The following is a 24,975-nucleotide window of genomic DNA, read 5'->3' on the forward strand; positions in this document are numbered from 1 at the left end:
TCGGCACACACCCGGGCAGGCGCTCAGGACCGCAGCGCCGCCGAGGCCATCGCCGTGAGCACGCGCCGAAGGTCGGCCTCGGCCATGGCCGGCAGCCGGGGGCTCGAGTTGAGGAGCCCGAACACCGCGTGGACGTGGGCCCGCGCCTCGATCGACGAGAGCTCCGGACGCACCCGCACGAGGGCGTCCACCCACAACTGCGCGTACTCCCGCTGCAGGGTGCGCACCTCGTGCCGGGGAGCGGCCGGCAGGGAACCGAGGTCACGGAACTGCACGCTGATGAGATCGGGCTCCGTGGCGACGAAGTCCACGTGCACCCCGAGCAGGGCATCGAGCACGTCCGCTGGCTCGCCGGCCCGCTCGACCGCCGCCCGCCCGCCGTCTCGCAGGCGCCGGGAGATGTCGAGCAGCATCTCGGCCAGTACGTCCTCCTTGGAGGTGAAGTACCGGTACATTCCCGGCCCGGAGATCCCGACCTCGGCACCGATGTCGTCCAGCCGCACGGCGTGGAATCCGCGCCGGGCCATGAGGCGGGCGGCGGCCACGAGGATCTCGTCGCGGCGCCGGGCCTTGGCCCGGGCGCGCGGGGTCAGCGGGGCCGCGGCGTCCTGCCGCTCGCCCACGCCGCTGCCCCCGGCCCCGGTCTCCGTCATCTCAGTGCCATCTCGGACGTGCCGTCTCAGTGGAAGAAGTGCCGGGCGCCGGTGAAGTACATGGTGATCCCCGCCTTCTCCGCGGCCTCGATCACCTCGGCGTCCCGCACGGACCCGCCGGGCTGGACCACGGCGCGCACGCCGGCCTCGGCGAGCACCTCGAGACCGTCCGCGAAGGGGAAGAACGCGTCCGACGCGGCGACCGACCCGGTGACCCGCTCCCCCGCGCGCTGCACGGCGAGCCGGGCGGAGTCGACGCGGTTGACCTGGCCCATGCCCACGCCCACGGTGGCCCCGGACTGCGCGAGCAGGATGGCGTTGGACTTGACCGCGCGGCACGCGCGCCACGCGAACAGCAGGTCGCGCAGGGTCTGATCGTCGGCGTCGTCGCCGCACGCCTTGGTCCAGCCGGCGACCACGTCACCGTCGGCGTCGAGCGAGTCACGCTGTTGGACCAGCACGCCGCCGGAGATCTGCTTGCGCTCGACCTCGCCCTCGGCGGGCGCCTGCGCCGAGAGGATGCGGATGTTCTTCTTCCGCTGCAGGATCTCCACGGCACCGTCCGCGTAGGACGGGGCGATGATCACCTCGGTGAAGATCTCGGCGACCTGCTCCGCCATCTCCACGGTGACCTCACGGTTGGCCGCGATCACACCACCGAACGCGCTGACGGGGTCGCACTCGTGCGCGGCGCGGTGGGCGGCCGCGATGTCGGCGTCGATCGCGATGCCGCACGGGTTGGCGTGCTTGATGATCGCCACGCACGGCTCGGCGTGATCGAAGGCGGAGCGCCACGCGGCGTCGCCGTCGACGTAGTTGTTGTAGCTCATCTCCTTGCCGTGCACCTGGGTGGCCTGGGCGAGGCCGGGCGCGGCGGCCGCGTCGGTGTAGAGAGCGGCGCTCTGGTGCGGGTTCTCGCCGTAGCGCAGGGTGGCGGCGAGGTCGAGGCTCTGCCCCTGCCAGACCGGGAACTCGCCGGAGCCGCCCGCTGCCCCGTCGCCCGCGCCGTCCGCGGTCTGTGCGGTCATCCACGTGGCCACGGCGACGTCGTAGGCCCCGGTGTGGCGGAACGCGGCGGCGGCCAAGCTGCGGCGCTTCTCGAGGCTGAAGCCACCGGCCGCGACGGCCTCGAGCGCCTCGCCGTATCCGGCGGGGTCGACGAGCACAGCCACCGACGGGTGGTTCTTCGCGGCCGCGCGGACCATCGACGGTCCGCCGATGTCGATCTGCTCGACGCAGGCGTCGTAATCGGCGCCGGAGGCGACGGTGTCGGTGAAGGGATAGAGGTTGACGACGACGAGCTCGAACGGCTGCACACCGAGGTCGGCGATCTGCTCGAGGTGCTCGGGCTTGCGGGTGTCCGCGAGGATGCCGGCGTGGACCCGCGGGTGCAGGGTCTTGACGCGGCCTTCGAGGCATTCCGGGAACCCGGTCAGCGCGTCGACGGGCGTCACGGCGACCCCGGCGTCGGCGATACGCTGCGCGGTCGAGCCGGTGGAGACGATCTCGACCCCGGCGTCGGCGAGCCCCCGGGCGAGCTCGGTGAGCCCGGTCTTGTCGTAGACGCTGATGAGTGCGCGGCGGACGGGCCTGCGGGAATCGGTCACGTTAGGTGCACCTTTCGACCTTCGATGTGGAGTCGGCCACGGGCGGCGGCCGCGAGGACGTCGACGAGCATCTCGCGCTCGACGACTTTGATGCGTTCATGGAGGGTGGCCTCGGTGTCGTCCGGGTGGACGTCGACGGCACGCTGGGCGATCACGGGTCCGGTGTCGACGCCGGCGTCGACCAGGTGGACGGTGCTGCCGGTGACGGTCACCCCGTAGGCGAGCGCGTCGCGCACCGCATGGGCGCCGGGGAACGACGGCAGCAACGCCGGGTGGGTGTTGAGCACGCGACCGTCGAACCGTCCGAGGAACGCGGCGCCGAGGATGCGCATGAAGCCCGCCGAGACCACCCAGTCGGGATCGAACCCGCTCACCACGTCGGCGAGGGCGCGGTCCCAGTCGGCGCGGTCGGCGTGGTCGCCGGGCCGGACGACGGCCGTCGGGAGGTCGGCGCGGCCGGCCCTGGCGACGGCCTCGCAGTCGCGGTCGGAGACCAGCGCGACGATGCGGTACGGGCAGCCGGGGGCGTCGGCGGCGTCGAGCACGCTCTGCGCGAGGGTCCCGGAACCGGACGCCATCACCACGACGCGGCGGGCACCGGCAGGGTCGGCATCAGGGGAGCCGGCGCTGGGTGGAGAGGCGCTGGGTGGAGAGGCGCTGGGGGTCTCGCTACCGACCACGTCCGGCTCTCCTACCCGTCGATCCTCAGACCCACCGGGAGCGCGGGCCACGGCTGGAAGTCTAGTCGGCCGCCCCTCTGCCCTCGGCAGGCAGACCGGTCGGATCGTCGGAGTCGGACTGTGCATCGCCGGGTTCGGCATCGTCGGCCACCGCGTCCCCACGCCGGGTGTCCTCGGACTCGACCTCGTCGGGCCGGACCTCCTCGGACTGATCCTCGGCGGGCTGACCCTCCGCGGGCTGCTCCTCCGCCGGCCGTGGGTCCTCGACCACCGCCGGTGATGGCGGACCCCCGGCAACCGTGGCGTCCTCGTCGGCGGCCGGGTCGAGGTCTGGCTGCGCGTCCACCTCGGCTTCCGCGGCGGTGTCGGAAGCGGCGACCTCGTCGTCGACCCCGGCGTCCTCGACACCAGCGTCCTCGACACCTGACGTGCTGGCCTCGCCGACCTCGCCCACCCCGCTCCCGGTCGGGTCCTCGACCGGATACTCCGCCGGGTCCTCGACCGGGTTCTCGACCACCGGGGCGGTCCCGGCGCGGCGACGACGCCGCTCGAGTTCGCTCTCGGCCCGCTCGCGGCGCCGAGTCAGGCCCGCCAACGACAAGGCGATCGTCGCCGACCCGATGGTGCCGAACAGCACCAGGGCCATCGACGCCGCGATGAGTGAGCCCGTCCCGACCATGCCCAGCATCCCCAGCCGACCGCCCGCGATGACCGGGCTCACCGCGATCACCAGGGCCACGATCCCCGCGGCCAGCCACGTCGCCTTGACGGCGTCGCCCGTCGTGCGGAACCAGTGCGCGACCGACCTCGCGAGCCCGGCCGCCACGAACACCGTCACGAGCAACAGGCCCTGCACGACCCAGTGCGGGTTGGTGGTGGGCAGTACGGCCGCCAACGGCACCTCCGGCATCGGCCCTCGGGACACCGCGAACACGCTGTAGGAGGCCTCGCCCAGGTGCGCCTCCCCTCCCACCATGAGCGCGGCCCCGGTCATCACCACGTTGGGCAGGTACGCCACCGAGATGCCCGTGAGTGCGGCCGTGCCCACGACGCCCTTGCCGATCTCCAGGACCGACCCGACCGGCTCCCATGCCATGACCAGGCCGACCAACACCAGCAGTGTCGCGATGGCCCACGTCGCGGCGACGAACGCGGTGCCCAGGTGGATCCCCCCGCGCACCCACAGCGGCAGGATCTCGCGCAGGTCGCGGCGGAAGTACAGCCACACCCCCAGCCCCGAACCCACGATCCCCACACCTGCGGTCCACAGCAACGCCGTCGACAGTGCCGACTCGCGTACCGCGAAATCCGAGGCGGCCGACCCGACCAGCAGCGTCGCCAGACCGGTCAACAGCAGCCCCGCCAGCGTCACACCGGCCACTGCCGCACCCGCCTCGCGCGGGCCCGGTTGCTCGACGTCCGCCAGCACCGCACGGGTCTGCCGGGCCAGGACCGCCACATAGATCAGCGCGGGCAACAACGGCAGGAACCCCAGCTCGACCCGGTCCACGGTCAGCGGCACCCGGTTGACCACCAGCCACTCCACCGCGACCACCGCGAACAGCGAGTCGAACCCGTCGGCGGCGAACAGCAGCACCGCCAGGGTGAGCGCCGCCAGCACCAGTACGGAGACGATGACGGGCAGCGCCGCGGCGGCCGCCGTCCACAACAACGAGCGGGCACCCGCGGGCGACCGTCTCGCAGCGGGCCGGATGACGCGTGGGGGACTCACTCTGACAACCGTAGATACCCGCCGGCGCGGGGCACCCCCGGCACGCCGCGACCCCCGCCATCCGGGGATGACGGGGGTCGCTGGGACTGCTCACTCGCGGTCGCCGGGAGGGCCACCGCGGGTGGATCACATGGCGTCGAGAAGATCCTTGGCCAGCTGCGCGGTCTCTGACGGCGTCTTGCCGACCTTGACGCCCGCGGCCTCGAGGGCCTCCTTCTTGGCCTGCGCGGTACCCGCGGAGCCGGAGACGATGGCGCCGGCATGGCCCATCGTCTTGCCCTCGGGGGCGGTGAAGCCGGCCACGTAGCCGACGACCGGCTTGGTGACGTTGGCCTTGATGTAATCGGCCGCACGCTCCTCGGCGTCGCCGCCGATCTCGCCGATCATGACGATGACCTTGGTCTCCGGGTCGTTCTCGAAGGCCTCGATGCAGTCGATGTGCGTGGTGCCGACGATCGGGTCGCCACCGATGCCGATGGCGGTCGAGAAACCGTAGTCGGCCAGCTCGTACATCATCTGGTAGGTCAGGGTGCCCGACTTGGACACCAGACCGACCGGCCCCTTGCCCGCGATGTTGGCCGGGGTGATACCGACCAGCGACTCGCCCGGCGTGATGATGCCCGGGCAGTTGGGGCCGATGATGCGGGTCTTGCCGCCCTTGGCGACGTTGTAGTTCCACGCGGTGGCGGTGTCCAGCACCGGGGCGCCCTCGGTGATGACCACGGCGAGCCCGATCTCCGCGTCCACGGCCTCGATGATCGCGTCCTTGGTGAACGGCGGCGGGACGAACAAAATCGTCGTGTCGGCGCCGGTGGCCTCCATGGCCTCCTTCACGGAACCGAACACGGGCAGCTCGACGTCGTTACCGTCGGCGTCCTTGTGGGACACCGTCGTGCCGGCCTTGCGGGCGTTGACGCCGCCGACGATCTGGGTACCGGCCGCGAGCATGCGGGCGGTGTGCTTGCTGCCCTCGCCGCCGGTGATGCCCTGGACGATGACCTTGTTGTCCTTGTTGAGGAAAATCGACATGTGTGTAAGGTCCTTTAGCTTCTTACTTGGCGGCCAGCTCGGCGGCCTTGTCGGCGCCGGAGTCCATGTTGTCGGCCAGGGTCACGAGCGGGTGGTTCGCCTCGGCGAGGATCTTGCGACCCTCCTCGACGTTGTTGCCGTCGAGCCGGACCACGAGGGGCTTGTTGGCCTCGTCGCCCAGAATCTCCAGGGCCTTGACGATGCCGTTCGCGACCGCGTCACACGCGGTGATGCCGCCGAAGACGTTGACGAACACGCTCTTGACCTGCTCGTCATTGAGGATGACGTCGAGACCGTTGGCCATGACCTCTGCAGAGGCACCGCCGCCGATGTCGAGGAAGTTGGCGGGCTTGACGCCGCCGTGGTTCTCGCCCGCGTAGGCGACGACGTCGAGGGTCGACATGACCAGACCGGCGCCGTTGCCGATGATGCCGACCTGTCCGTCCAACTTGACGTAGTTGAGGTCGTTCTCCGCGGCCTTCTGCTCGAGCGGATCCGTGGTGCCCGCGTCGGCGAAGTCGGCGAAGGTCTCCTTGTGACGGAACTCGGCGTTCTCGTCCAGGGTGACCTTGCCGTCGAGGGCGAGGATCTCGTCATTCGGCGTACGGACGAGCGGGTTCACCTCGACCAGCGTGGCGTCCTCCTTGATGAAGACGTCGTACAGCTTGGCGATGGTCACCGCAGCGGCGTCCAGCACCTCCTCCGGCAGGTGGCCGGCCTTCGCGATCTCGCGGGCCTTGGCCTCGTCGACACCGACCGTGGGGTCGATGTTGATCCGGGCGAGGCGGTCCGGGGACTCCTCGGCGACCTGCTCGATCTCGACGCCGCCCTCGACCGAGCACATGGCCAGGTAGTTGCGGTTCGACCGATCGACCAGGAAGGAGATGTAGTACTCCTCCGCGATGTCGCTGGCCTCGGCGACCAGCAGGTTCTTGACGATGTGGCCCTTGATGTCCAGGCCCAGGATGTCCTCGGCCCGGGCGCGGGCCTCCTTGGCATCCTCCGCCAGCTTCACGCCGCCGGCCTTGCCACGGCCTCCGACCTTGACCTGCGCCTTGACGACGACAGGCTTGCCGATCTCGGCCGCAACCTTCTCGGCCTCTTCCGCGGTGTCCGCGACGCGCCCCGGGGTGGTGGGCACGTCATGCTTCGCGAAAAGAGCCTTTGCCTGGTATTCAAAGAGATCCATCAGCTCACCATCTTGACGTGGGTAGATTCGCCCGGCCCTGTTGAAAGCCGAGTCCTGCCTCATCCTAGGCGCGTGGTGTGTCCCCCGTCGCACACTGGGGGTAGCTGTGTGTAATGGATCACACCGGACGGCAGTCCGAACCGTCACACCCCACCCATGGGCACCCCGGAGCCCCTCGGGCACCACGAGTCACACCGGTGTGACGCACCCCTCCCCCACGCGCCGCCGACAACCTTGCGGCGCCGTTGCCGATCCGTTACGTTGGACGACGTTCATCACGAAAAGATCACGGCGCGAACGCAGAGGGGAAACGACACGGTGCAGAAGTCGCAATTCGAGGAAGCCGCGACTCCCGTCGTCATCCCCCCTGCCGGTGCGCACCGGGTCGGCCGTCACCGGATGCCCGCGCCGCCGCACGCTCTGCGCGGTCGCGCAGCCGTCCTGGCCGTCGCGGCCGGTGCCGCGGTGACCGCGGCTTCGGCCGGCTCCGCCATGAGCGACACGAGCACCCACTCGGCCGAGGCCGGGGACATCGCCCTGCTCGCCAACGGGGAGCCCGCCCCCGCCACCTCCGCGCCCGGTGCACCGTCGACCTCGGCGCCGGCGACGCCCTCGGCCCCGGCGCCGGTCGTCGTGCCGGCCGCTGGCGACGGCTCGTCCACCGATGACATCAGCTCGACGATGCTGTACGCGGGCACCGAGATCAACGCCCAGCGCGAGATCGCCGAGGAGCAGGCGCGACGGCCGAAGGTCGTCATCCCCGCGATCGGCGCGTTCACCTCCCCCTATGCGATGCGGTGGGGCGTGATGCACTCGGGCATCGACATCGCCAACGTCAACGGCACGCCCATCCTGGCTGCCACGGACGGCGTCGTGGTCGACGCGGGCCCCGCCCAGGGCTACGGCAACTGGGTTCGGATCATGTCCGACGACGGCACCATGACGGTCTACGGCCACATGGAGACCGTCGACGTCCAGAAGGGCCAGCGCGTCTACGCCGGTCAGAAGATCGCCGGTATGGGCAACCTCGGTTTCTCGACCGGCACCCACCTGCACTTCGAGGTGCTCGTCAACGACGGCCAGCAGCACGTCGATCCCGTCATCTGGCTGGCCGAGCACGGTCTCGACGTGCTCGCGGGCAGCGTCGCCTCCGCCTTCGGTAGCTGACAGTTCGACCTGTTCCGGCCGGGCCCACTCGATAGTTCGAGAGGCCCGGCCCCGGCGGCGCCATGACGCCTCTGCTCTAGAGCTTCTGCATGGGGACGCCCCCGATGAGCATCAGCCGGACCTTGCCCGACGCACCGAAGTCGATCGTCGCAGTGGCCCGCGGCCCGCTGCCGTCGCAGGACAGCACCTTGCCGAGTCCGTACTTGTCATGGGTGACCCGGTCCCCCGGCGCCAGCTCGAGCGCGGGCGCGGACGCCTTCGCGCGGGGGATCCCGGACGACCGTCCACTCGCGGACCCGGCTCCACCTGAGCCGTACCCGCCCGAACCGTAGCCGCCCGAGCCGCCTCCGAAGCGGCGGCGCGGGACGTACGAGTCGTCATCCCCGAATCCGCCACCACCGGCCGGCTCCTCGCGCTGCCACTCGATCGCCTCGGTGGGGATCTCCTCGAGGAACCGCGATCCGGGATTCGTCATGGGCTGCCCCCACGACGAGCGCATCATCGCGCGGGTCAGGTACAGGCGCTTACGGGCGCGGGTGATCCCCACGTAGGCGAGCCTGCGCTCCTCGGACAGCTCCGCCGGGTCGCCCAACGCCCGCATGTGAGGGAACAGGCCGTCCTCCATGCCGATGAGGAACACCACCGGGAACTCCAGCCCCTTGGCGGTGTGCAGGGTCATGAGAGTGACCTGTCCCTGATCCTCATCCGGGATCTGGTCGGCGTCGGCGACCAACGAGACCCGCTCGAGGAACGCCGCCAGCGACCCGGGCTCCGCCAGACCCTCGTCCAACTGGGCATCCGCCTGGTCGGGCACCGCACCCGCGGCGTCCCCGGCGTCCTCGATCCCGAAGCCCTGTTCCCGCGCGGAACGTTGCAGTGCGGCCTCCGAGGAGAACTCCCGGCCCACGCCGACGAGCTCGTTGAGGTTGTCCAGGCGGGCGGCGTCCTGCGGATCGTTGGACGCCTCCAGGTCGGCGCGGTAGCCGGTGCTCTCCAGCACGGCCTCCACCAGTGCCCCGACATCGGGCGCCGAGTCCTCCCCGGCGGCGTGACCGCTGCCGTCCAGCCGCCCCCGCAGGTCGTCGAGCATCTGCACGAACCCGGCGATCGCCTTGACCGACCTCGTCGGCAGCAGCGACACCTTTCCCTCAGCCGCGTCCCGCAACGCGCGGCCGAACCCGATCCCCCGCTGCTCGGCGTGGACCACCACGCACGCCTCGGCACGATCCCCGATCCCTCGTCGGGGGGTGTTGAGGATCCGGCGCAGCGCCACGGTGTCGTCCGGGTTACCCAGCACCTTGAGGTAGGCGACGATGTCGCGCACCTCCTTGCGCTCGTAGAACCGGGTGCCGCCCACGACCTTGTAGGGCAGGCCCAGTCGGACGAACACGTCCTCGACCACGCGGGAGGAGTTGTTGGTCCGGTAGAACACGGCCATGTCGGAGTAGGAGGCCTCACCCGAGTCGACCAACCTGTCGATCTCCCCGGCGATGAACCTCGCCTCGTCGTGCTCGTTGTCCGCCACGTAGCCGACCAGCAGCTCACCCGCACCCTCGGAGGTCCACAGGTTCTTCTCCCGGCGGCCCGGGTTGCGCGAGATCACGGCGTTGGCGGCCGTGAGGATGGTCTGCGTGGAACGGTAGTTCTGCTCCAACAGGATGGAACGTGCATCGGGGTAGTCGTGCTCGAAGTCCTCGATGTTCCTGATCGTGGCCCCGCGGAACGCGTAGATCGACTGGTCGGCGTCACCGACCACGCAGAGTTCGGCCGGGGGGACGCCCACCTCGTCGTCGTTCCCGGCCGCCCCGCCGACGAGCGTGCGCACCAGGACGTACTGGGCGTGGTTGGTGTCCTGGTACTCGTCCACCATGACGTGACGGAACCGCCGCCGGTAGTACGCGGAGACCTCGGGGTGAGCACGCAGCAGCGCGACCGTCTCCCCGATCAGATCGTCGAAATCGAAGGCGTTGGCCGCCTGCAACCTCGACTGGTACTCCGTGTAGACGGCCGCGACGGTCTGCCCGGTGCGGTCGGAGTCCTCCATCGCCCGGTCCATCGCCTCGGACGGCTCGCGCAACTCGTTCTTGTGGTTGGAGATGGCCGTGGCCAGCATCCGGGGGGTGAACTTCTTGACCTCGAGCTGCTGCTCCTTGGCGATCATCCCCAGCAGCCGCCGGGAGTCGTCCGAGTCGTAGATCGTGAAGTTCGAGTTCCGCGTCCCGAGCAGCGCGGACTGGGCGCGGAGGATCCGCACACAGATCGAGTGGAACGTCGCCACCCACATCCGCTCGGCGTGCGGGCCGACCAGTGTGGCGACCCTCTCGCGCATCTCGGCGGCCGCCTTGTTGGTGAACGTGATGGCCAGGATCTGCCCCGGGTGCGCGCCACCCTCGGCCAGCAGGTACGCGATCCGCCGCGTGAGCACGCTGGTCTTGCCCGAGCCCGCGCCGGCCACGATCAACAACGGGCCGCCGCGGTGTGTGACCGCGGCGGCCTGCTGTGGGTTGAGCCCGTCCAGAAGGGGCGAGTGGGGCGTGGTCGGTCGGGCGGAAGCGTGTGCGGTGTCGGTCATCGTGGGTCCAATCTACCCACTCGGTCCGACACCCCGGGATCAGCGCTGACCGGCCCCCGTGAACTCCTTCACCTGGGACGCCGTGGCGGTCAGGCCCGGGTCGTTGTCCAGGTAGTGGCGCGTCTCGCGGACGATGAGGCCGGAGAGGACCAGGAGGCCGATGAGGTTGGGGATGGCCATGAGGCCGTTCATGACGTCGGCGAAATTCCACACCACCTCGAGCTCGGTGACCGCCCCCACGAACACCACGCAGGTGAACACCATGCGGTACGGGATGACGCCGCGCGCGCCCACGAGCCGTTCCATGCAACGCTCGCCGTAGTACGACCAACCGAGGATGGTGGAGAAGGCGAAGAACGCGATGGACACCGCCACCAGCTTGTCGCCCTCGGGGATCGCGGAGCCGAAGGCGTCTGCGGTCATCGTCCCGGCGCTGTCGCTGCCCTCCTGCCACACACCCGTGGTCACCAGCACCAGACCGGTGAACGTCACGACGATGATGGTGTCGATGAACGTCTGGGTCATCGACACCAGGCCCTGCCGGGTGGGGTGGGTGGTCTTGGCCGCCGCCGCCGCGATGGCGGCGGATCCCATACCGGACTCGTTGGAGAAGATGCCGCGGGCGACACCCATCTGGATGGCGTAGAGGATCGCCGAGCCGACGAAGCCGCCGACCGCCGAGGTGCCGGTGAAGGCATCCGAGAAGATCTGACCGAACGCCGACGGGATCTGGCCGGCGTTGACCACGAGCACGACGGTCCCGCCGACGAGGTAGAGCACGATCATCAGCGGCACGAACCCGGCGGTGACGCGGCCGATCGCCTTGATTCCGCCGAGGAGGACCGCGCCGGTGAGGACGAACATCACGATGCCGGTGGTGACGTGCGGGACGCCGAACGAGTTGTCCAGCTGGGTGGCCACCGCGTTGCCCTGGGTCATGTTGCCGATGCCGAAGCTGGCCAGGACGGCGAACACCGCGAACACGATGGACAGGACGAGGCCGATCCTGCCGCCGGTGCGCCCGAAGAGTTCCGCGAACCCCCGGTGCAGGTAGTACTGCGGGCCGCCGGACTGCTCGCCGCGGGCGTCGGTGACGCGGAAGCGCACACCGAGGAACGCCTCGGAGTACTTGGACGCCATGCCGACGAGCGCGGTGATCCACATCCAGAAGAGGGCACCCGGTCCGCCCAGCGCGATGGCCGTGGCGACACCGACGATGTTGCCCACGCCGACGGTCGCGGCCAGGGCGGTGGTCAACGCCTGGTACTGCGAGATGTCACCCTCGCCGCCGTCGTCCTTCCGTTTCAGCAGCCCCAGCCGCAGGGCGGGGACCAACTTGCGGAACTGCAGCATCCGCAGCCGGATCGTCAGGAACAGGCCGGTGCCCAGCAGCAGCGGGATGAGGACGAACGGTCCCCAGATCACCGATCCGATGTCGGCGAGAAACGTGTTGATATCTTCCACGGGCGGAAACATTAGACGGTCATTCGTCCGGTTCGGGGCGCAGTGGGATAATTCGGTCATGAGCATCGATCCCGCCGGCACCGACGACCCGCTGTCAGAGTCCGAAATCCAGGAACTGCGATTGGAGATCGACCGCCTGGACGCCGAGATCCTCGATGCGATCGTCCGCCGCAGTGAGATCTCCAAGCGCATCGGCCGCACCCGCATGAAGTCGGGCGGCACGAAGCTCGTCCACACCCGGGAGCTCAAGGTGTACGAGCGGTTCTCCTCGCTCGGCGAGGAAGGACAGACCCTCGCCGGCATGCTGCTGCGTCTCGGCCGGGGCCGCCTGGGCTACTAGCTGTACTGACAACCAGGGCCCCGGCTACTCCTCCGGCCCGACCCTGCCCGCCGTGGACGCGAAGCCCAGCCAGGTGTGGTGATTGTTCGCCCAGCACCACCCCACCTTGGGCGCGCCCTTGTTCTGCTTGCCGTCGCGGCCCGTCCCGCCACTGATCCACAGCGCGGGCGTCCGCGAGTCCAGCCCGCCGCCCTTCTTGGGTTTGCGTGAGCCGATGCACATGAAGCACTTTCCGGGCTCCAGTAGGTCGGGGCGCTGAAGCAGCCAGCTGATCCCCTCGGAAACGGTGAGCGGGGTACGACCCCGGACGCCCATCTCGGTGTGGGCGTCGGTGGGCGTCCAGTCCAGCATGTCGTCGTCGCGTGTCACGTCCCCCACCAGGTATAACGGGGCGTCCGGGACGTGGATGTCGTCGGTGGGCACGAACTCGGCCAGGTCGGTCATGTCGACGACGACGAAGCCCGCCTTACCGTGGCGGCGCATGAGGGTGGCCAGTCGCGCGGTGGGCACCAGGGACGGGTGGACGGCCAGCACGGACCCGCCACCGCCTTCGCTGTCACCGGGTCCGGCAGGCAGGGCGCGGGCGTGGGCCCGCAGTTGGTCGGCCGTGATTCCGGCGAGCTCGGGCACGCCGAGCTCGATGAGTCGCTCGGCCTGGCGGGCGATGGGGGCTTCGGGCGGAACTCCGGGGGTCACATCGCTGGAACGGCCCGCGGCCCGCGCTTATTCCCGGTTAGCCTCGAAGCCATGACCGACATCAGCACGACGAAGCAGTGGGCAGCGGTGGAGAACCTGGTTCCGTCGATCGGCGAGGTGTCGCTGCGGGACTTGTTCGACGTCGACCCGGAGCGCGGCCGCCGGATGTCGGTCACCGCGGGCGATCTGCACGTGGACCTGGCCAAACATCTGGTCACCGACGAGATCCTGTCCGCCCTGCTCGAACTCACCCACGCCGCCCGGCTGCCGGCGCAGCGGGCCGCGATGTTCCGGGGCGACCGCATCAACACGACCGAGGACCGCGCGGTTCTCCACACTGCGCTGCGTCTTCCGCCCGATGCCGAACTCGTCGTCGACGACCGGAACGTGGTGGCCGACGTCCACGCGGTACTCACACGCATGGCCGACTTCTCCGACCGCGTCCGCTCCGGCGAGTGGACCGGACACACGGGCGAGCGGATCGACACGGTGCTCAACATCGGCATCGGGGGCTCCGACCTTGGCCCGGTGATGGTCGACAGCGCCCTGCGGCAGTTCCGGACGGCCGGCATCAGCGCCAGGTACGTCTCCAACGTCGACCCCGCCGACCTCTCGGCCACGCTCGCGGAGATCAACCCGGCAACGACCCTGGTGGTGGTGGCGTCCAAGACGTTCACCACCCAGGAGACCATGGCCAACGCGCACGCGGCGCGCCGCCACTTCGTGGAGGCCCTGGGCTCCGACGACGCGATCGCCTCGCACTTCGTCGCCGTCTCCACCGCCGCCGAGAAGGTCGCCGACTTCGGTATCGCGGCGGCCAACATGTTCGAGTTCTGGGACTGGGTCGGTGGGCGCTACTCGGTCTCCTCGGCCATCGGGCTGTCGGTGATGATCACGGTGGGGCCACCGGCGTTCATCGAACTGCTCGAGGGCTTCCACACGATGGATGAGCACTTCGCCACCGAGTCGCCCGAGCACAACGCGCCGGTCCTCATGGCGCTGCTGGGGATCTGGTACACGTGCTTCCTCGGGTCGCAGTCCAAGGCCGTGATCCCCTACGCCCAGGACCTCCGACGGTTCCCGGCCTACCTGCAGCAGCTGACCATGGAGTCGCTCGGCAAGTCGGTCCGGCTCGACGGCTCCGATGTCACCTACCCCACCGGCGAGGTCTACTGGGGCGAGCCCGGCACCAACGGCCAGCACGCGTTCTTCCAGCTCCTCCACCAGGGCACCCAGCTGGTTCCCGTCGATTTCATCGGGATCGCCCGCCCGGGCACGGACCTGGACGCCCACCCCACCGACGGGTCGGACGCGGTGTCCATGCACGACCTGCTCATGGCCAACCTGTTCGCGCAGTCGCGGGTCCTGGCGTTCGGCAAGACCGAAGAGGAGGTCCTCGCCGACGGCGTCGACCCGACCCTCGCGCCGCACAAGGTCATGCCCGGGAACCGGCCGTCCACCACGATCCTCGCGCCGTCCCTCTCGCCGGGCGTCCTCGGCCAGCTCATCGCCCTGTACGAGCACATCGTGTTCACCCAGGCCGCGGTCCTCGGCATCAACGCGTTCGACCAGTGGGGAGTCGAGCTGGGCAAGGCCCAGGCCGGCGAGCTGCTGGGCGCCCTCACCGCCGACACCCACCCGGACCCCACCTTCGATTCCTCCACGGACTCGCTGGTCGAGATCTACCGCGAGGCACGCGGCCGGCGCTGAGTACGGGCCCTCTCCCCCTCGCGCGGCGCGCGCCACCGTGCGATTCTTGAGCATGGCCACGATCTACTGCACCGCGACGAGCCTCGACGGGTACATCGCCGACGACGACGAAAGCCTCACCTGGCTGTTCACCACTCCCGGAGGCGCCGCGCCGGGGTCGACTGCCGGGGCCGATGACGAGTCGGCGCCCGAGCTCCACTTCGACCGGTTCTTCGCCGGCGTCGGCTCGATCGTCTGCGGTGCGAACACCTTCGAGTGGGTCCGCCGGGATCTCACCAAGGACGGCCAACCGTTCGTCTGGCCGTACTCCCAGCCCACCTGGGTCGTCACCCACCGGGACCTCGACCCCGTCGACGGCGTGGAGTTCTTCGCCGGCGATGTCGCCGACCTGCACCCCCGCCTCGTCGAGGCCGCGGCGGGGCGGGACGTCTGGGTGGTCGGTGGAGGCGACCTCGCCGGCCAGTTCGCCGATCTCGGCCTGCTCGACCGGGTGTGGATCCACCAGTGCGCGGTGGTCCTCGGCTCCGGCCGCCCCCTGCTCCCCCGTCGGCTCCGCCTCCACCGTCGTCAACTCGACACCGACGGGCAGTTCACCGCCATGCTCTTCGACGTCGTCGGCCCGGAACCGCGCGATTCGGCCTAGCTGCTCGACCCCCAGCGCGTCTCCTGTGCTCCTCCGGCGCTCCCCCGGTGCGCCGGAGGAAAACCCTTGCTTGTTCGAATGTATGTGCGTATCATAGAACACAGATTCGAGACCAGGTAGCCGGACGGGCAGGGGGTGGGGCACATGGGCGGGAACGAAGACGCCGCGGCCGGTGGCCCCTCCTCGTCTGGTGGCGGCGCCGGTTCCGCGGCGCCCTCTTCGTTGTCGGGGTTGCGGGCGGCGGCGCGGGAGGGGTGGATGGGCGAGAATCGCGCGGCGGCGCGCCGGTTCGTGGCCTGTTACGAGTTGTTTGTCGAATGCCAGCGCCGGGAGGAGTCCGGTGCGGGCGCGGGTGAGTGTCGGCCCGGGCATGCGGTGCTCGATCCGATCGATGTCGCGGCCGGGTACGTGGTGTCGGCGATGGCGATCTCGACGGGCCGGGCCGAACGGATGATCACCTTCGCCCTCGATCTGCACCTGCGGTATCCGGCGATCCTGTCCGCGATGACGCAGGGGCGGCTGGATCTGCAGGCCGCGAAAATACTCGCCTCGCAGATGGCCACCGTCCACGTCGACGTGCTCGAGGCGGTGCAGCGGCAGGTCGTCGAGGAATACCTCGCCGCGATCGAGGGCGGGGTGCGCATGGGCGAGAAAGCCATCCGCGGCAACGTCGATGCGATCATCGCCCGCCACGACGCCAACGGGATCCGCCTGCGCCGCCAGGAAGCGGCCCGCACCCGCGGGGTGCGGTTCCACAAGGGCGTCGACGGCATGTCCAGCGTCTCGGCGATCCTGGCCACTGAGGAAGCGGCCGTCCTGGCCGAGGCCCTCGACCAACGCGTGAAAGACCACAAGTACGCCGACGCCCAAGCCGCCGCCAACGCCGGCGATGGCGGCGCGGCCGACAGTGATGGCGCTGGCGAGGTCGAGGATTACTCGATCGCCGAGCGTCGCGCCGACGCCCTGATGTCTCTGGTGTGCGGCGACGCCGCCCCGGCCGGCACCGCGGCCCGCCCCGGCCGGTCGGGCGCGCCTGGTGCCGGGGTGGCGTTGCGGCCGAAGGTCACCGTCATCGCCACCGGCAACCACGCCCGCGACGCTGGCGGTGCCCGGGTGGAGTTCACCCGCTCCGGCCAGGCCGCGCTGCAGGCCCTGCTGGACATGCTCGCCACCAGCGACGGAGCCACCTTCGAACCCATCGATCCGCGGATCGGGGCCGCCGACGACTCCCGCGCCGCCCTGCAGTACCGGCCCAGTGCCCAGTTGGCCCGCCGGATCCGGCTGCGGGACGGCACCTGCCGCCACCCCGGCTGTGCGATCCCGGCCGAGGCCTGTGATCTGGACCATGTGGTGCCGTTCGATCACGCCGACCCCCAGCGGGGCGGGCACACCATCGAGGCCAACCTCGCCGCAATGTGCCGGCGCCATCACCGGTTCAAGACCTTCTCCGACTGGATCTACGACCTGCAGCCCGACGGCACCCTGCTGGTGCGCACCCCGGAGGGCTCGACCATGCTCACCCGACCCTCCGGCCCGCTGGCCGAGTACCGGCGTGAACAGGCCCGCGCCGAAACCGAGGCGTGGACCCGGCAGCAACGCCGCAGCCCCGACCCCACCGGCGACGAGAAGGCCGACGCGGAGCCGACGTTCTGGTCCCGCCGCGCCTCCCGCCACCGCACCGAACGCCGCAACACCGAACGCCGCAAGGCCGAACGCTCCCGCACCTACGACCCCGCCCCGCCCGCTCCTGGGACCGGCACGGCCGCCGGGAACGGCACAGGCACGGACGCCGCCGGCGCTACCGCCAGCGCCACCACCAGCGCGGCCACCGACACCACGCCCGAGAAAGCCACCCCCGCCAGCGCCACCCCCGAGAGCGCCAGCCGCTGGTGGGCCCGCAACAAACCCCACCACAGCGACATCGAAAAAAGCATCCGCGCCCTACTCCACGAACGCCTCGACGAACTCATCGACCCACCACCCTTCTGACACCACGAGGGCCGCACCGGGCATGACCGGCGCGGCCCTCGTCGTGGCCCGGGTGGGGCCACCAGTGGGTCAGACGAAGCGGCGGCTGATCTTCTCGGGCAGGAGCGTGAGCAGCGGCCCGATCGCCTTCCACGGCTTGGCGGGAACCAGCGCGCGGGTGGGCTCGGCGTCGATCGTCTTGACCAGCGCGTCGACGCCCTCGTCGAACTCGGTCATCAACGCGGTCTTCACCGACCGGTTGATGTCCGTGCGGATATACCCCGGGAGAATGTCCGTCACCTTGATCCGGCTGCCCGCACTGTCCAGCTCGGCGTACAGGCCCTGCGCCAGGGCCGAGACGAACGCCTTGGTCGCGCCGTAGGTGTTCTGCGCCTTCGGCATGCCGCGCAACGAACTCACGGACGAGATGAACACCAGGTGCCCCTCACCCCGGGTGAAGAGCCGCTCCATCGCCGCCTCGGCCTGGTTCAGCGTCCCCACCACGTTCACCATGGCGGTCTCCCGGTTGGCGTGTGCCTTCCCCGTGCCGATCGAGGCGCCCTTGCCCAACCCGGCGTTGAGTACGAACCGGTCGATGCCGCCGAGCTCGGCGTCCAGCTCGCCGAACACCCGCTCCACCGCGTCACCGTCAGCCACGTCGAGCTCGCGAACCGCCACCGTGATCGAGGGATTCGCCGCCAGCAGTTCGGCACGGAGCTCCTCCAGGCGGTCCAGGCGCCGCGCGCACAGCGCGAGATTCTTCCCCTGCGCGGCCCAGCGGCGGGCCATTCCCTCCCCGAGGCCAGAGCTGGCACCGGTGATCAGAATCGTCTTGCGGTCGGTCACGAGTTCTCCTCCGTTGGCGATGCGCCCAGTGTGGCACGACGCGGCTGGCAGGACGGGCAACGGTAGGCGATGCGATCCAGCGAGTCGCTCGGCTCGTCCGGGTCCGCGCGCCCGCCGAGGCGGAACGTCTCCACCTCGGTCCCGCACCGGCGGCACGCCTTGCCGTCGCGGCCGTACACCCACAGCTCGCGACCGCGCCGGGTGTCGCCGGTGGTCACCCGGACGGTGCGGTCGGCGTTGGCCACCAGCATCCGCCGCGCCAGCGTGACCATCGCACGAAGGTCCGGCACGACCTCGACGGGATCCCGCGGGTCCACCCCGCGTAGGAAACACAGTTCCGCCCGGTAGACGGTCCCTATCCCGGCCAGATTGCGCTGGTCGAGCAACGCCTCGCCGATCGTACGGGCGGGCCGCTCGCCGATCCGCCGCACGACCTCGTCAGTGCTCGTCACCGGGTCCCAGTCCGCGCCGAGGAGATCGGGCCCGAGGTGGCTGACGGCGCGGTCGGCCTCGGCGGGGGTCAGTGCGCGGAGCAGTCCGAGTTCCGTGCCCACCACCTCGACGTCGCCGGCACGCAGGAGAAGCCGGACGGTGTGTGCGGGGAACCGCCACCGGTCCCCCGCACGCAGGACGTGGATGCGGCCCTCCATCTTGAGGTGGATGTGGAGGGTGACGGGGTCACGGCCCTCATCGTCGGGGCCGACGACGACGAAGAGGTGCTTCCCCCGGGACCGGGCCGTCACCACCGACCTGCCCGTGAGATCGACGGCAGCGAACCTCGGCACACGGAGCTCGCTCCTGTCCAGGGTGCGGCCGGCGAGGGCCTCGCGGACCCGCGCCGCAGCCCGGTGCACCGAATCACCCTCGGGCACGGTTCACCACCCCAGTTCGCGGCAACCGACGACCCCGGCGGTCTCGATCTGCACCGTCACGTGCTCGATCCCGTGCTCCTCCAGGAGGACGCGCCGAGCCTCGCCGAGCACCTCTGAGTGATCTGCGACCGGGTCGACCACCAGGTGCACGGTACCCACGTCCATTCCCGAGGTCAGTGTCCACAGGTGCAGGTCATGGACCTCCTCGACGTCACGCAGGGCTCCGAGCTGGGCCTCCACCTCCACCGGATCGACGCCGGCGGGCGCGTGCTGGGCGAGGACGGCGACCACCTGCCGTCCGAGCGCCACCGCCCGCACCACGATGAACACGGCGATCGCCACCGCGACCACCAGATCCCACACCGTCGACCCGGTCGCCCGCATGAGCAGCGCCGCCACGATCACCCCGACGGAGCCTGCCGCATCGGCGAGCACCTCGAGGTACGCGCCACGCAGTGCCAGGCTTTCGCCGGACCCGCTGCGCAACAACAGCAGGGAGATGACGTTGACCACGAGCCCGAGCGCGCCGACGACGAGCATCGTCCCGGCGTCGACGGAGGAGTCGGAGCCGAGCCGACCGACAGCTTCGATCAGCACGTACACGCCCATGCCGAGCATGATGAGCACCGCCAGGCCGGAGGCGAAGATCTCCACGCGGTAGTGGCCGAACGTCCGGCGGCCTGATGCGTCGGGCCTGGTGGCGACCACCGTGGCCAGGAGGGCCGCGCCAAGTGCCACCACGTCCGCGCCCATGTGGCCGGCGTCGGAGAGGAGGGCGAGGGAGCCGGAGACCAGGCCGGCGACCAGTTCGACCCCGAAGAACGCCGCCGTCAGGGCGAACGCACCCCCGAGGCGCGCCCGGTATCGCCCACCGGCGTGGCCGGAGGGACGACCATGGGAATGGCCCGCACCCATTCGACAACACCCCTTCCAACACATGCACTAATGCGCATACTCTAACTATTCGCCGCGGCCGACTCAAGATGTGGATGTTCAGCGGCGGATCCGCAGCCCCTTGGGAGTGATGCCGAAACCGGCGGCTTCGAACGCCGCGGCATGGGGCGAGGTGTGGACGGGCTCGCCCCCGAGCGTGGTGACGGTGAGCGCGCCGACCGCGCCGGACTTCACGGTTCCGGCGAGCGCCGTCGCAGCGGCCGGGACGGCACCGGCGCGGTCGTCGAGGACCAGCACGGTTCGCCCGCCGCGTTCGACGAACAGCACACACACGCCGTCGACCAGCACCACCAGAGCTCCCGCCTTGCGACCGGGGCGGTGTCCGGACCCGTTCCCCGTGCCCTCGCCACACGCGGCCCCGTCACCGGTCGTGCGTGCGGAGGGCCAGGGCAGAGCCGCCCCGTAGGGGTTGGCGGGGTCGGTCGCGGCGAGGACCCGAACGGTGGGGTCGTCCGCTCCGGATGGCCAGTGGGCGTCGTCCGCGGTGTCGTCGAACGTCCGCAGCCGGTCGATGGTGTTGCCGGCGGCGAACTGGGCGGCTCCGAGGCCGTCGACGAAGTACCCGCGCCGACAGCGGCCCGAGTCCTCCATCTGCGCCAGTACCTTGTACACGGCCGCGAACCCGCCGGGGATCTCCTCGGCCTCCACCGCGCCCCGGGTGACCACACCATGACGCAGTAGCAATGTCTCGGCCCAGGCGTGAGCACGCAGCGTCGCGTCGGTGACCGGCTCCGGCACCAGCGACCAGCGGCCGGCGAGCACGGGGGGCGTCCTCGTCCCCGCGGCGACGGCGCCGTTCAGTTGGGCCATGGTCGTCCTGCCCAGCCGGGCACGGCGGGGCCGGGCGGAGGTCCGGGACGAACGGTGCGCGGTCCCCGACCCCGACGAACCACCGCCGGCCAACACCGCGCGCAGCGGCGCGAGGGTGTCATTGGTGACCACCCCGTCCCACACGAGGTCCCACAGTGCGTCGCGGACCGCGGCCTCGGTGATGGGTGGCACGGGGTCGGTGGGCACGGGGTCTGTAGGCGCGGTGTCGGTGGGCACGGTGTCGGCCGCGTCTTTCACCTTGGCGACGATGTCGCGGAAGAACAGGGCGCCGCCGCGCAGGGAATCGACGACGGCGAGGTGGACCGGCCCCTCCGGCTGCGGTCGATCGAGGGGCAGGGTCGCACCGGCCGAATCCGCCGGGTGCAGGGAGACCCAGCCGTCGCGTGAGCCCGCCCGACCGCGCCCGCTCCAGATGACCTCTCCCCCGGCCAGGAGTTCGTCGAGCATCGTCGGTGAGTAGTCCCGCACCCGGGGCGCCAGGATCAGCGGTTCGAGAGCGGAGGCGGGCACCGCGAGTCCGTCGAGCTGCTCGACCACGGCGAGCACCCCGTCCACGCCGGACTCGCCGCCTGACTCGGCGCCGGACCCTGTGCCCGCACTTGCTCCGCTGCCGAAGCTCTGCCAGCCGGGCAGGAAGCGACCCAGCGCGGAGTGCGAGACCGGCTCGATCTGCGAGCGCAGTGCGGCCAGCGAGCGGCGACGGATGTGCCGTAGGACCTCGGCGTCGCACCACTCGGGGCCCGTCGCGCCCGGACGGAACTCACCGGCCAACAGCACCCCGGAGGACGTGAGTCGATCGAGAACGCCGCGGGCGACGGCCACCCCGAGCCCGAAACGCTCGGCGACCTCGTCGACGGTGAACGGGCCGTGGGTACGCGCATAGCGCCGGATGAGCTCACCGAGCGGGTCGGTGACATCGCCGAGGAACGCCGACGGCACCCCGGGCGGCGGCGGGACACCCAGTCCATCGCGGAGCCGGGACACGTCTTCGACGCCGGCCCACCACGTCCGGCCGGAATGCTCGACGGTGACCACGCGCCACGCCTCGGCCAGGGAGGCGAGCCAGGCGGGGGCGGCGTCGGGGTCGGCGGACCGGGCCGCGACCTCCTCCACCGTGAGCGGGCCGAGAAGCCGCAGGAGATCGACCACGGCCTCGGCGTCGCGGGCCGCGCGATCGGGCTCGAGGTGCTGCAGCCGCCGTTCGATCGAGTCCAGGACCTCGATGTCGAGCAGCTCGCGCAACTCGACGCGACCGAGGAGCTGCCCGAGCAGCGACGGGTCGATCGCGAGCGCCGCCGCCCGTTTCTCCGCCAACGGCGAGTCGCCCTCGTAGAGGAACGCCCCGACGTAGTCGAACAACAGCGACTGCGCGAACGGCGAGGCACTGGGTGTGTCCACCTCGACGATCCGCACGGTCCGCGACTCGATCTCGGTCAGGATCCGCTCGAGCGCGGGGACGTCGTAGACGTCCTGCAGACACTCGCGCACCGCCTCGAGGATCATCGGGAAGTCCGGGTAGCGGCGCGCGACGTCGAGCAGCTGCGCCGACTTCTGCCGCTGCTGCCACAACGGCGCCCGTCGGCCGGGGTCGAGCCGGGGGAACAGCAGGGCGCGCGCGGAACACTCACGGAAGCGGGAGGCGAACAGTGCGGACCCGCCCACGTGCCGGGTGACCAGGTCCACCGCCTCCTCGGCCCCGATGGCGAACGTCTCGGCTCCCGGGCGTGCGCTCACCTCGCCGTCGTCGCCCATGTCCGGTACCCGGAGGATGATGCCGTCGTCGGACACCACCGGCACCGCGTCGAATCCGTGCGCGGCGGCGAGCCGGGCGCGCACGGCCTCCGCCCACGGCCAGTGCACCCGCGCCCCGAACGGCGAGTGGAGAACCACCCGCCAGTCGCCGACCTCGTCGCGGAAACGCTCCACGACGAGCGTGGTGTCACTGGGTACATGACCGGTGGCCTCGCGCTGTTCGGTCAGGAAGCGCCGGAGATTGGTGGCGGCGTTGGCGTCCAGGCCGGCGGCGTCCAGCCGGGCGGTGGCCTCCGCGTCCGTGCCGCCCGCGACCTCCCGCAGGAAGCCGCCCAGCGCGCGGCCGAGCTCGGCGGGCCGACCCTGGTCGTCACCGAGCCAGAACGGCAGCCGACCGGTGCCGCCGGGCGCGGGGGTGACCAGCACCCGGTCGTGGGTGATCTCCTCGACGCGCCAGCTCGAGGCCCCGAGCGCGAACACGTCACCGACGCGGGACTCGTAGACCATCTCCTCGTCCAGCTCCCCGACGCGGGTGGCCTTCTCCCCCACCATGAACACGCCGAACAGTCCTCGGTCCGGGATCGTGCCGCCCGAGGTGACGGCCAGCCGCTGGGCGCCGGGGCGGCCGGTGAGCGTCCCCGCGTCGCGGTCCCAGACCAGGCGCGGACGCAGTTCCGCGAAGTCGGCCGAGGGGTACTTGCCGGCGAGCATGTCGAGCGTGGCCTCGAACGCCGACCGCGGCAGCCCCTGGTACGGGGCCGTGCGCCGGACGGCCGAGAACCACTCCTCCACGTCGATCGGCTCCAGCGCACACGCCGCCACCGTCTGCTGGGCCAGGACGTCGAGGGGGTTGGCGACAACCGACAACTCCTCGATCGCACCGGCGAGCATCCGCTCCACGGTCACCGCGCTGTGGACCAGGTCCGCACGGTGCTTGGGGAACACCACCGCCCGGGAGACCTCACCGACCTGGTGACCGGCACGGCCGACGCGCTGCAGCCCCGACGCCACCGACGGCGGTGACTCGACCTGCACCACCAGGTCCACCGACCCCATGTCGATGCCCAACTCGAGGGACGAGGTGGCCACCACCGCCCGGAGCCGGCCCGACTTCAACGCGTCCTCGATGAGCGCCCGGCGCTCCTTGGACACCGACCCGTGGTGCGCCATCGCCAATTCCGGCGGTGCGCCCCGCGTGACCTCCGAGGGCACCATCACCTGCGCTGGCGGTCGGGCCGGGGGCTCGGGCAGGGACCCGGGGTCGGTGTCCTCGGCGTAGATCTCGTTGAGGCGGGCGGTGAGCCGTTCGGCCAGGCGACGGGAGTTGACGAAGACGATCGTCGAGCGGTGCGCGGTGACCAGGTCCACCACCTGCCGCTCGACGTGCGGCCAGATCGACCCCTGCCCCGGCGTGCCCGCTGGTGCGGACACATCCGGGGCGGCCGAGGACAGGTCGGTCATGTCCTCCACCGGGACCCGGACGGACAGCTCGAAGCTCTTGTCCGACCGCGGTGCCACCACGGTGACCGGGCGCTCACCCGCCAGGAAGCGGGCCACCTCGGAGTGCGGCCGGACCGTCGCCGACAACCCCACCCGCTGCGCGGGCGCGTCGAGCAGCTCGTCCAGACGCTCGAGGCTCAGCGCGAGGTGCGCGCCGCGCTTGCTGCCGGCGACCGCGTGGATCTCGTCGATGATGACCGTGTCCACGTCCGTCAGGGTCTCGCGGGCGGCCGAGGTCAGCAGCAGGAACAATGACTCGGGCGTGGTGACCAGGATGTGCGGTGGCCTGGCCCGCTGGCGGCGCCGCTCGTCCGGTGGGGTGTCACCGGTCCGGATCCCCACGGTCACGTCCGGCGTCTCCGTGCCCAGCGCCGCGGCCTCCCGGGCGATCCCCGCCAGCGGCGCCCGGAGATTGCGCTCGACGTCCACGGCCAGCGCCTTGAGCGGGGAGATGTAGAGGACACGGGTGCCGGGGCCGGACGCGCGGACACTCCCGGCGGCACTGCCCGGGTCCGGTTCGGCCGGCCCCAGGAGCAGTCCGTCGAGCGCGGCGAGGAACGCCGACAGCGTCTTGCCCGAGCCCGTCGGTGCGACGACCAGGGTGTGGGCGCCGCCCGCGAGGGCCTCCCACGCGCCGGACTGCGCGGCGGTGGGCGCGCCGAACGCACCACGGAACCAGGAGGCGGTGGCCGGGTGGAACCGGTCCAGGGCGACGGACATGAACTCATGATGTCGTACGGCTACGACACGCGCCGTGACACGCACGGGGC

Annotated in this window: 18 protein-coding genes; 5 read left to right on the top strand and 13 right to left on the bottom strand. The window is 71.0% G+C overall.

Translation table 11 applies throughout. From position 1 onward, the window contains the following. Positions 1-23: 23 nt before the first annotated feature. The 6 genes from VZF99_RS10700 to sucC all read right to left on the bottom strand — a co-directional run bounded on the left by VZF99_RS10700 (position 24) and on the right by sucC (position 6,890). Entirely contained in the window at positions 24-653 is a 630-nt protein-coding gene (locus VZF99_RS10700) for a TetR/AcrR family transcriptional regulator (RefSeq protein WP_096907087.1), read from the bottom strand. 26 nt (positions 654-679) lie between these two features. Beyond that, positions 680-2,260 (bottom strand): bifunctional phosphoribosylaminoimidazolecarboxamide formyltransferase/IMP cyclohydrolase, encoded by a 1,581-nt coding sequence (gene purH / locus VZF99_RS10705; RefSeq protein ID WP_407334746.1) that lies wholly within the window; start codon positions 2,258-2,260, stop codon positions 680-682. Further along, positions 2,257-2,838, bottom strand: a complete 582-nt coding sequence (gene purN / locus VZF99_RS10710) for a phosphoribosylglycinamide formyltransferase (protein ID WP_067717350.1) — start codon at positions 2,836-2,838, stop codon at positions 2,257-2,259. Before purN ends, purH begins: the two co-directional genes overlap by 4 nt. A gap of 163 nt (positions 2,839-3,001) precedes the next feature. Beyond that, positions 3,002-4,672, bottom strand: a complete 1,671-nt coding sequence (locus VZF99_RS10715) for a DUF6350 family protein (RefSeq protein WP_407334747.1) — start codon at positions 4,670-4,672, stop codon at positions 3,002-3,004. Positions 4,673-4,798: 126 nt separating this feature from the next. Further along, positions 4,799-5,701 carry a succinate--CoA ligase subunit alpha gene (sucD, locus tag VZF99_RS10720; RefSeq protein WP_067717326.1) on the bottom strand — a complete coding sequence of 301 codons (903 nt, stop codon included), beginning with the start codon at positions 5,699-5,701 and terminating at the stop codon, positions 4,799-4,801. Positions 5,702-5,723: 22 nt separating this feature from the next. Then, positions 5,724-6,890 carry an ADP-forming succinate--CoA ligase subunit beta gene (gene sucC, locus VZF99_RS10725; protein ID WP_067717323.1) on the bottom strand — a complete coding sequence of 389 codons (1,167 nt, stop codon included), beginning with the start codon at positions 6,888-6,890 and terminating at the stop codon, positions 5,724-5,726. A gap of 318 nt (positions 6,891-7,208) precedes the next feature. Between sucC and VZF99_RS10730 the strand changes: the two genes are divergently transcribed. Next, entirely contained in the window at positions 7,209-8,057 is an 849-nt protein-coding gene (locus VZF99_RS10730; RefSeq protein ID WP_407334748.1) for a M23 family metallopeptidase, read from the top strand. Between the two features lie 76 nt (positions 8,058-8,133). Here the strand turns inward: VZF99_RS10730 and VZF99_RS10735 are convergent, their stop codons facing one another. Continuing rightward, entirely contained in the window at positions 8,134-10,629 is a 2,496-nt protein-coding gene (locus tag VZF99_RS10735) for a UvrD-helicase domain-containing protein (protein WP_407334749.1), read from the bottom strand. A 39-nt stretch (positions 10,630-10,668) separates the two neighbouring features. Further along, on the bottom strand, positions 10,669-12,105 hold the full coding sequence (locus tag VZF99_RS10740) for a sodium:alanine symporter family protein (RefSeq protein WP_096907084.1): 1,437 nt from the start codon (positions 12,103-12,105) through the stop codon (positions 10,669-10,671). Between the two features lie 46 nt (positions 12,106-12,151). Here VZF99_RS10740 and VZF99_RS10745 point away from each other — a divergent pair, with 46 nt between their 5' ends. Next, entirely contained in the window at positions 12,152-12,433 is a 282-nt protein-coding gene (locus VZF99_RS10745; protein ID WP_069388780.1) for a chorismate mutase, read from the top strand. Positions 12,434-12,457: 24 nt separating this feature from the next. On the opposite strand, the gene VZF99_RS10750 is transcribed toward VZF99_RS10745, so the two are convergent. Beyond that, positions 12,458-13,129 carry a DUF5701 family protein gene (locus VZF99_RS10750; RefSeq protein ID WP_407334750.1) on the bottom strand — a complete coding sequence of 224 codons (672 nt, stop codon included), beginning with the start codon at positions 13,127-13,129 and terminating at the stop codon, positions 12,458-12,460. Between the two features lie 51 nt (positions 13,130-13,180). On the opposite strand from VZF99_RS10750, the gene pgi reads away from it, so the two are divergent. From pgi to VZF99_RS10765, 3 genes are all read left to right on the top strand, one after another. After that, positions 13,181-14,839 (top strand): glucose-6-phosphate isomerase, encoded by a 1,659-nt coding sequence (gene pgi, locus VZF99_RS10755; RefSeq protein WP_407334751.1) that lies wholly within the window; start codon positions 13,181-13,183, stop codon positions 14,837-14,839. A 52-nt stretch (positions 14,840-14,891) separates the two neighbouring features. Continuing rightward, positions 14,892-15,482, top strand: coding sequence for a dihydrofolate reductase family protein (locus VZF99_RS10760; protein ID WP_407336116.1), 591 nt, complete (start codon positions 14,892-14,894; stop codon positions 15,480-15,482). A gap of 258 nt (positions 15,483-15,740) precedes the next feature. Continuing rightward, positions 15,741-17,471 (top strand): DUF222 domain-containing protein, encoded by a 1,731-nt coding sequence (locus VZF99_RS10765; RefSeq protein ID WP_407334752.1) that lies wholly within the window; start codon positions 15,741-15,743, stop codon positions 17,469-17,471. A gap of 69 nt (positions 17,472-17,540) precedes the next feature. On the opposite strand, the gene VZF99_RS10770 is transcribed toward VZF99_RS10765, so the two are convergent. From VZF99_RS10770 to VZF99_RS10785, 4 genes are all read right to left on the bottom strand, one after another. Next, positions 17,541-18,296: an SDR family oxidoreductase gene (locus tag VZF99_RS10770; RefSeq protein ID WP_120283998.1), complete on the bottom strand. Its 756-nt coding sequence runs from the start codon at positions 18,294-18,296 to the stop codon at positions 17,541-17,543. Further along, a complete protein-coding gene (locus VZF99_RS10775) occupies positions 18,293-19,168 on the bottom strand; it encodes a DNA-formamidopyrimidine glycosylase family protein (RefSeq protein WP_185950199.1) in 876 nt (291 codons plus the stop codon). The genes VZF99_RS10770 and VZF99_RS10775 overlap by 4 nt, the downstream gene beginning before the upstream one ends. Positions 19,169-19,171: 3 nt before the next feature. Next, positions 19,172-20,083, bottom strand: coding sequence for a cation diffusion facilitator family transporter (locus VZF99_RS10780; protein ID WP_407334753.1), 912 nt, complete (start codon positions 20,081-20,083; stop codon positions 19,172-19,174). A 78-nt stretch (positions 20,084-20,161) separates the two neighbouring features. Beyond that, a complete protein-coding gene (locus VZF99_RS10785) occupies positions 20,162-24,925 on the bottom strand; it encodes an ATP-dependent helicase (protein ID WP_407334754.1) in 4,764 nt (1,587 codons plus the stop codon). Between the last annotated feature and the right edge of the window lie 50 nt (positions 24,926-24,975).

The organism is Dietzia kunjamensis (assembly GCF_045689975.1).
Classification (GTDB): domain Bacteria; phylum Actinomycetota; class Actinomycetes; order Mycobacteriales; family Mycobacteriaceae; genus Dietzia; species Dietzia kunjamensis.

Coding starts and splice junctions, on each gene's coding strand:
- VZF99_RS10740 (WP_096907084.1), bottom strand. CDS start 12,105: ATGTTTCCGCCCGTGGAAGATATCAACACGTTTCTCGCCGACATCGGA.
- sucD (WP_067717326.1), bottom strand. CDS start 5,701: ATGTCGATTTTCCTCAACAAGGACAACAAGGTCATCGTCCAGGGCATC.
- VZF99_RS10700 (WP_096907087.1), bottom strand. CDS start 653: ATGACGGAGACCGGGGCCGGGGGCAGCGGCGTGGGCGAGCGGCAGGAC.
- purN (WP_067717350.1), bottom strand. CDS start 2,838: ATGGCGTCCGGTTCCGGGACCCTCGCGCAGAGCGTGCTCGACGCCGCC.
- sucC (WP_067717323.1), bottom strand. CDS start 6,890: ATGGATCTCTTTGAATACCAGGCAAAGGCTCTTTTCGCGAAGCATGAC.
- VZF99_RS10735 (WP_407334749.1), bottom strand. CDS start 10,629: ATGACCGACACCGCACACGCTTCCGCCCGACCGACCACGCCCCACTCG.
- VZF99_RS10745 (WP_069388780.1), top strand. CDS start 12,152: ATGAGCATCGATCCCGCCGGCACCGACGACCCGCTGTCAGAGTCCGAA.
- pgi (WP_407334751.1), top strand. CDS start 13,181: ATGACCGACATCAGCACGACGAAGCAGTGGGCAGCGGTGGAGAACCTG.
- VZF99_RS10780 (WP_407334753.1), bottom strand. CDS start 20,083: ATGGGTGCGGGCCATTCCCATGGTCGTCCCTCCGGCCACGCCGGTGGG.
- VZF99_RS10785 (WP_407334754.1), bottom strand. CDS start 24,925: ATGTCCGTCGCCCTGGACCGGTTCCACCCGGCCACCGCCTCCTGGTTC.
- VZF99_RS10765 (WP_407334752.1), top strand. CDS start 15,741: ATGGGCGAGAATCGCGCGGCGGCGCGCCGGTTCGTGGCCTGTTACGAG.
- VZF99_RS10760 (WP_407336116.1), top strand. CDS start 14,892: ATGGCCACGATCTACTGCACCGCGACGAGCCTCGACGGGTACATCGCC.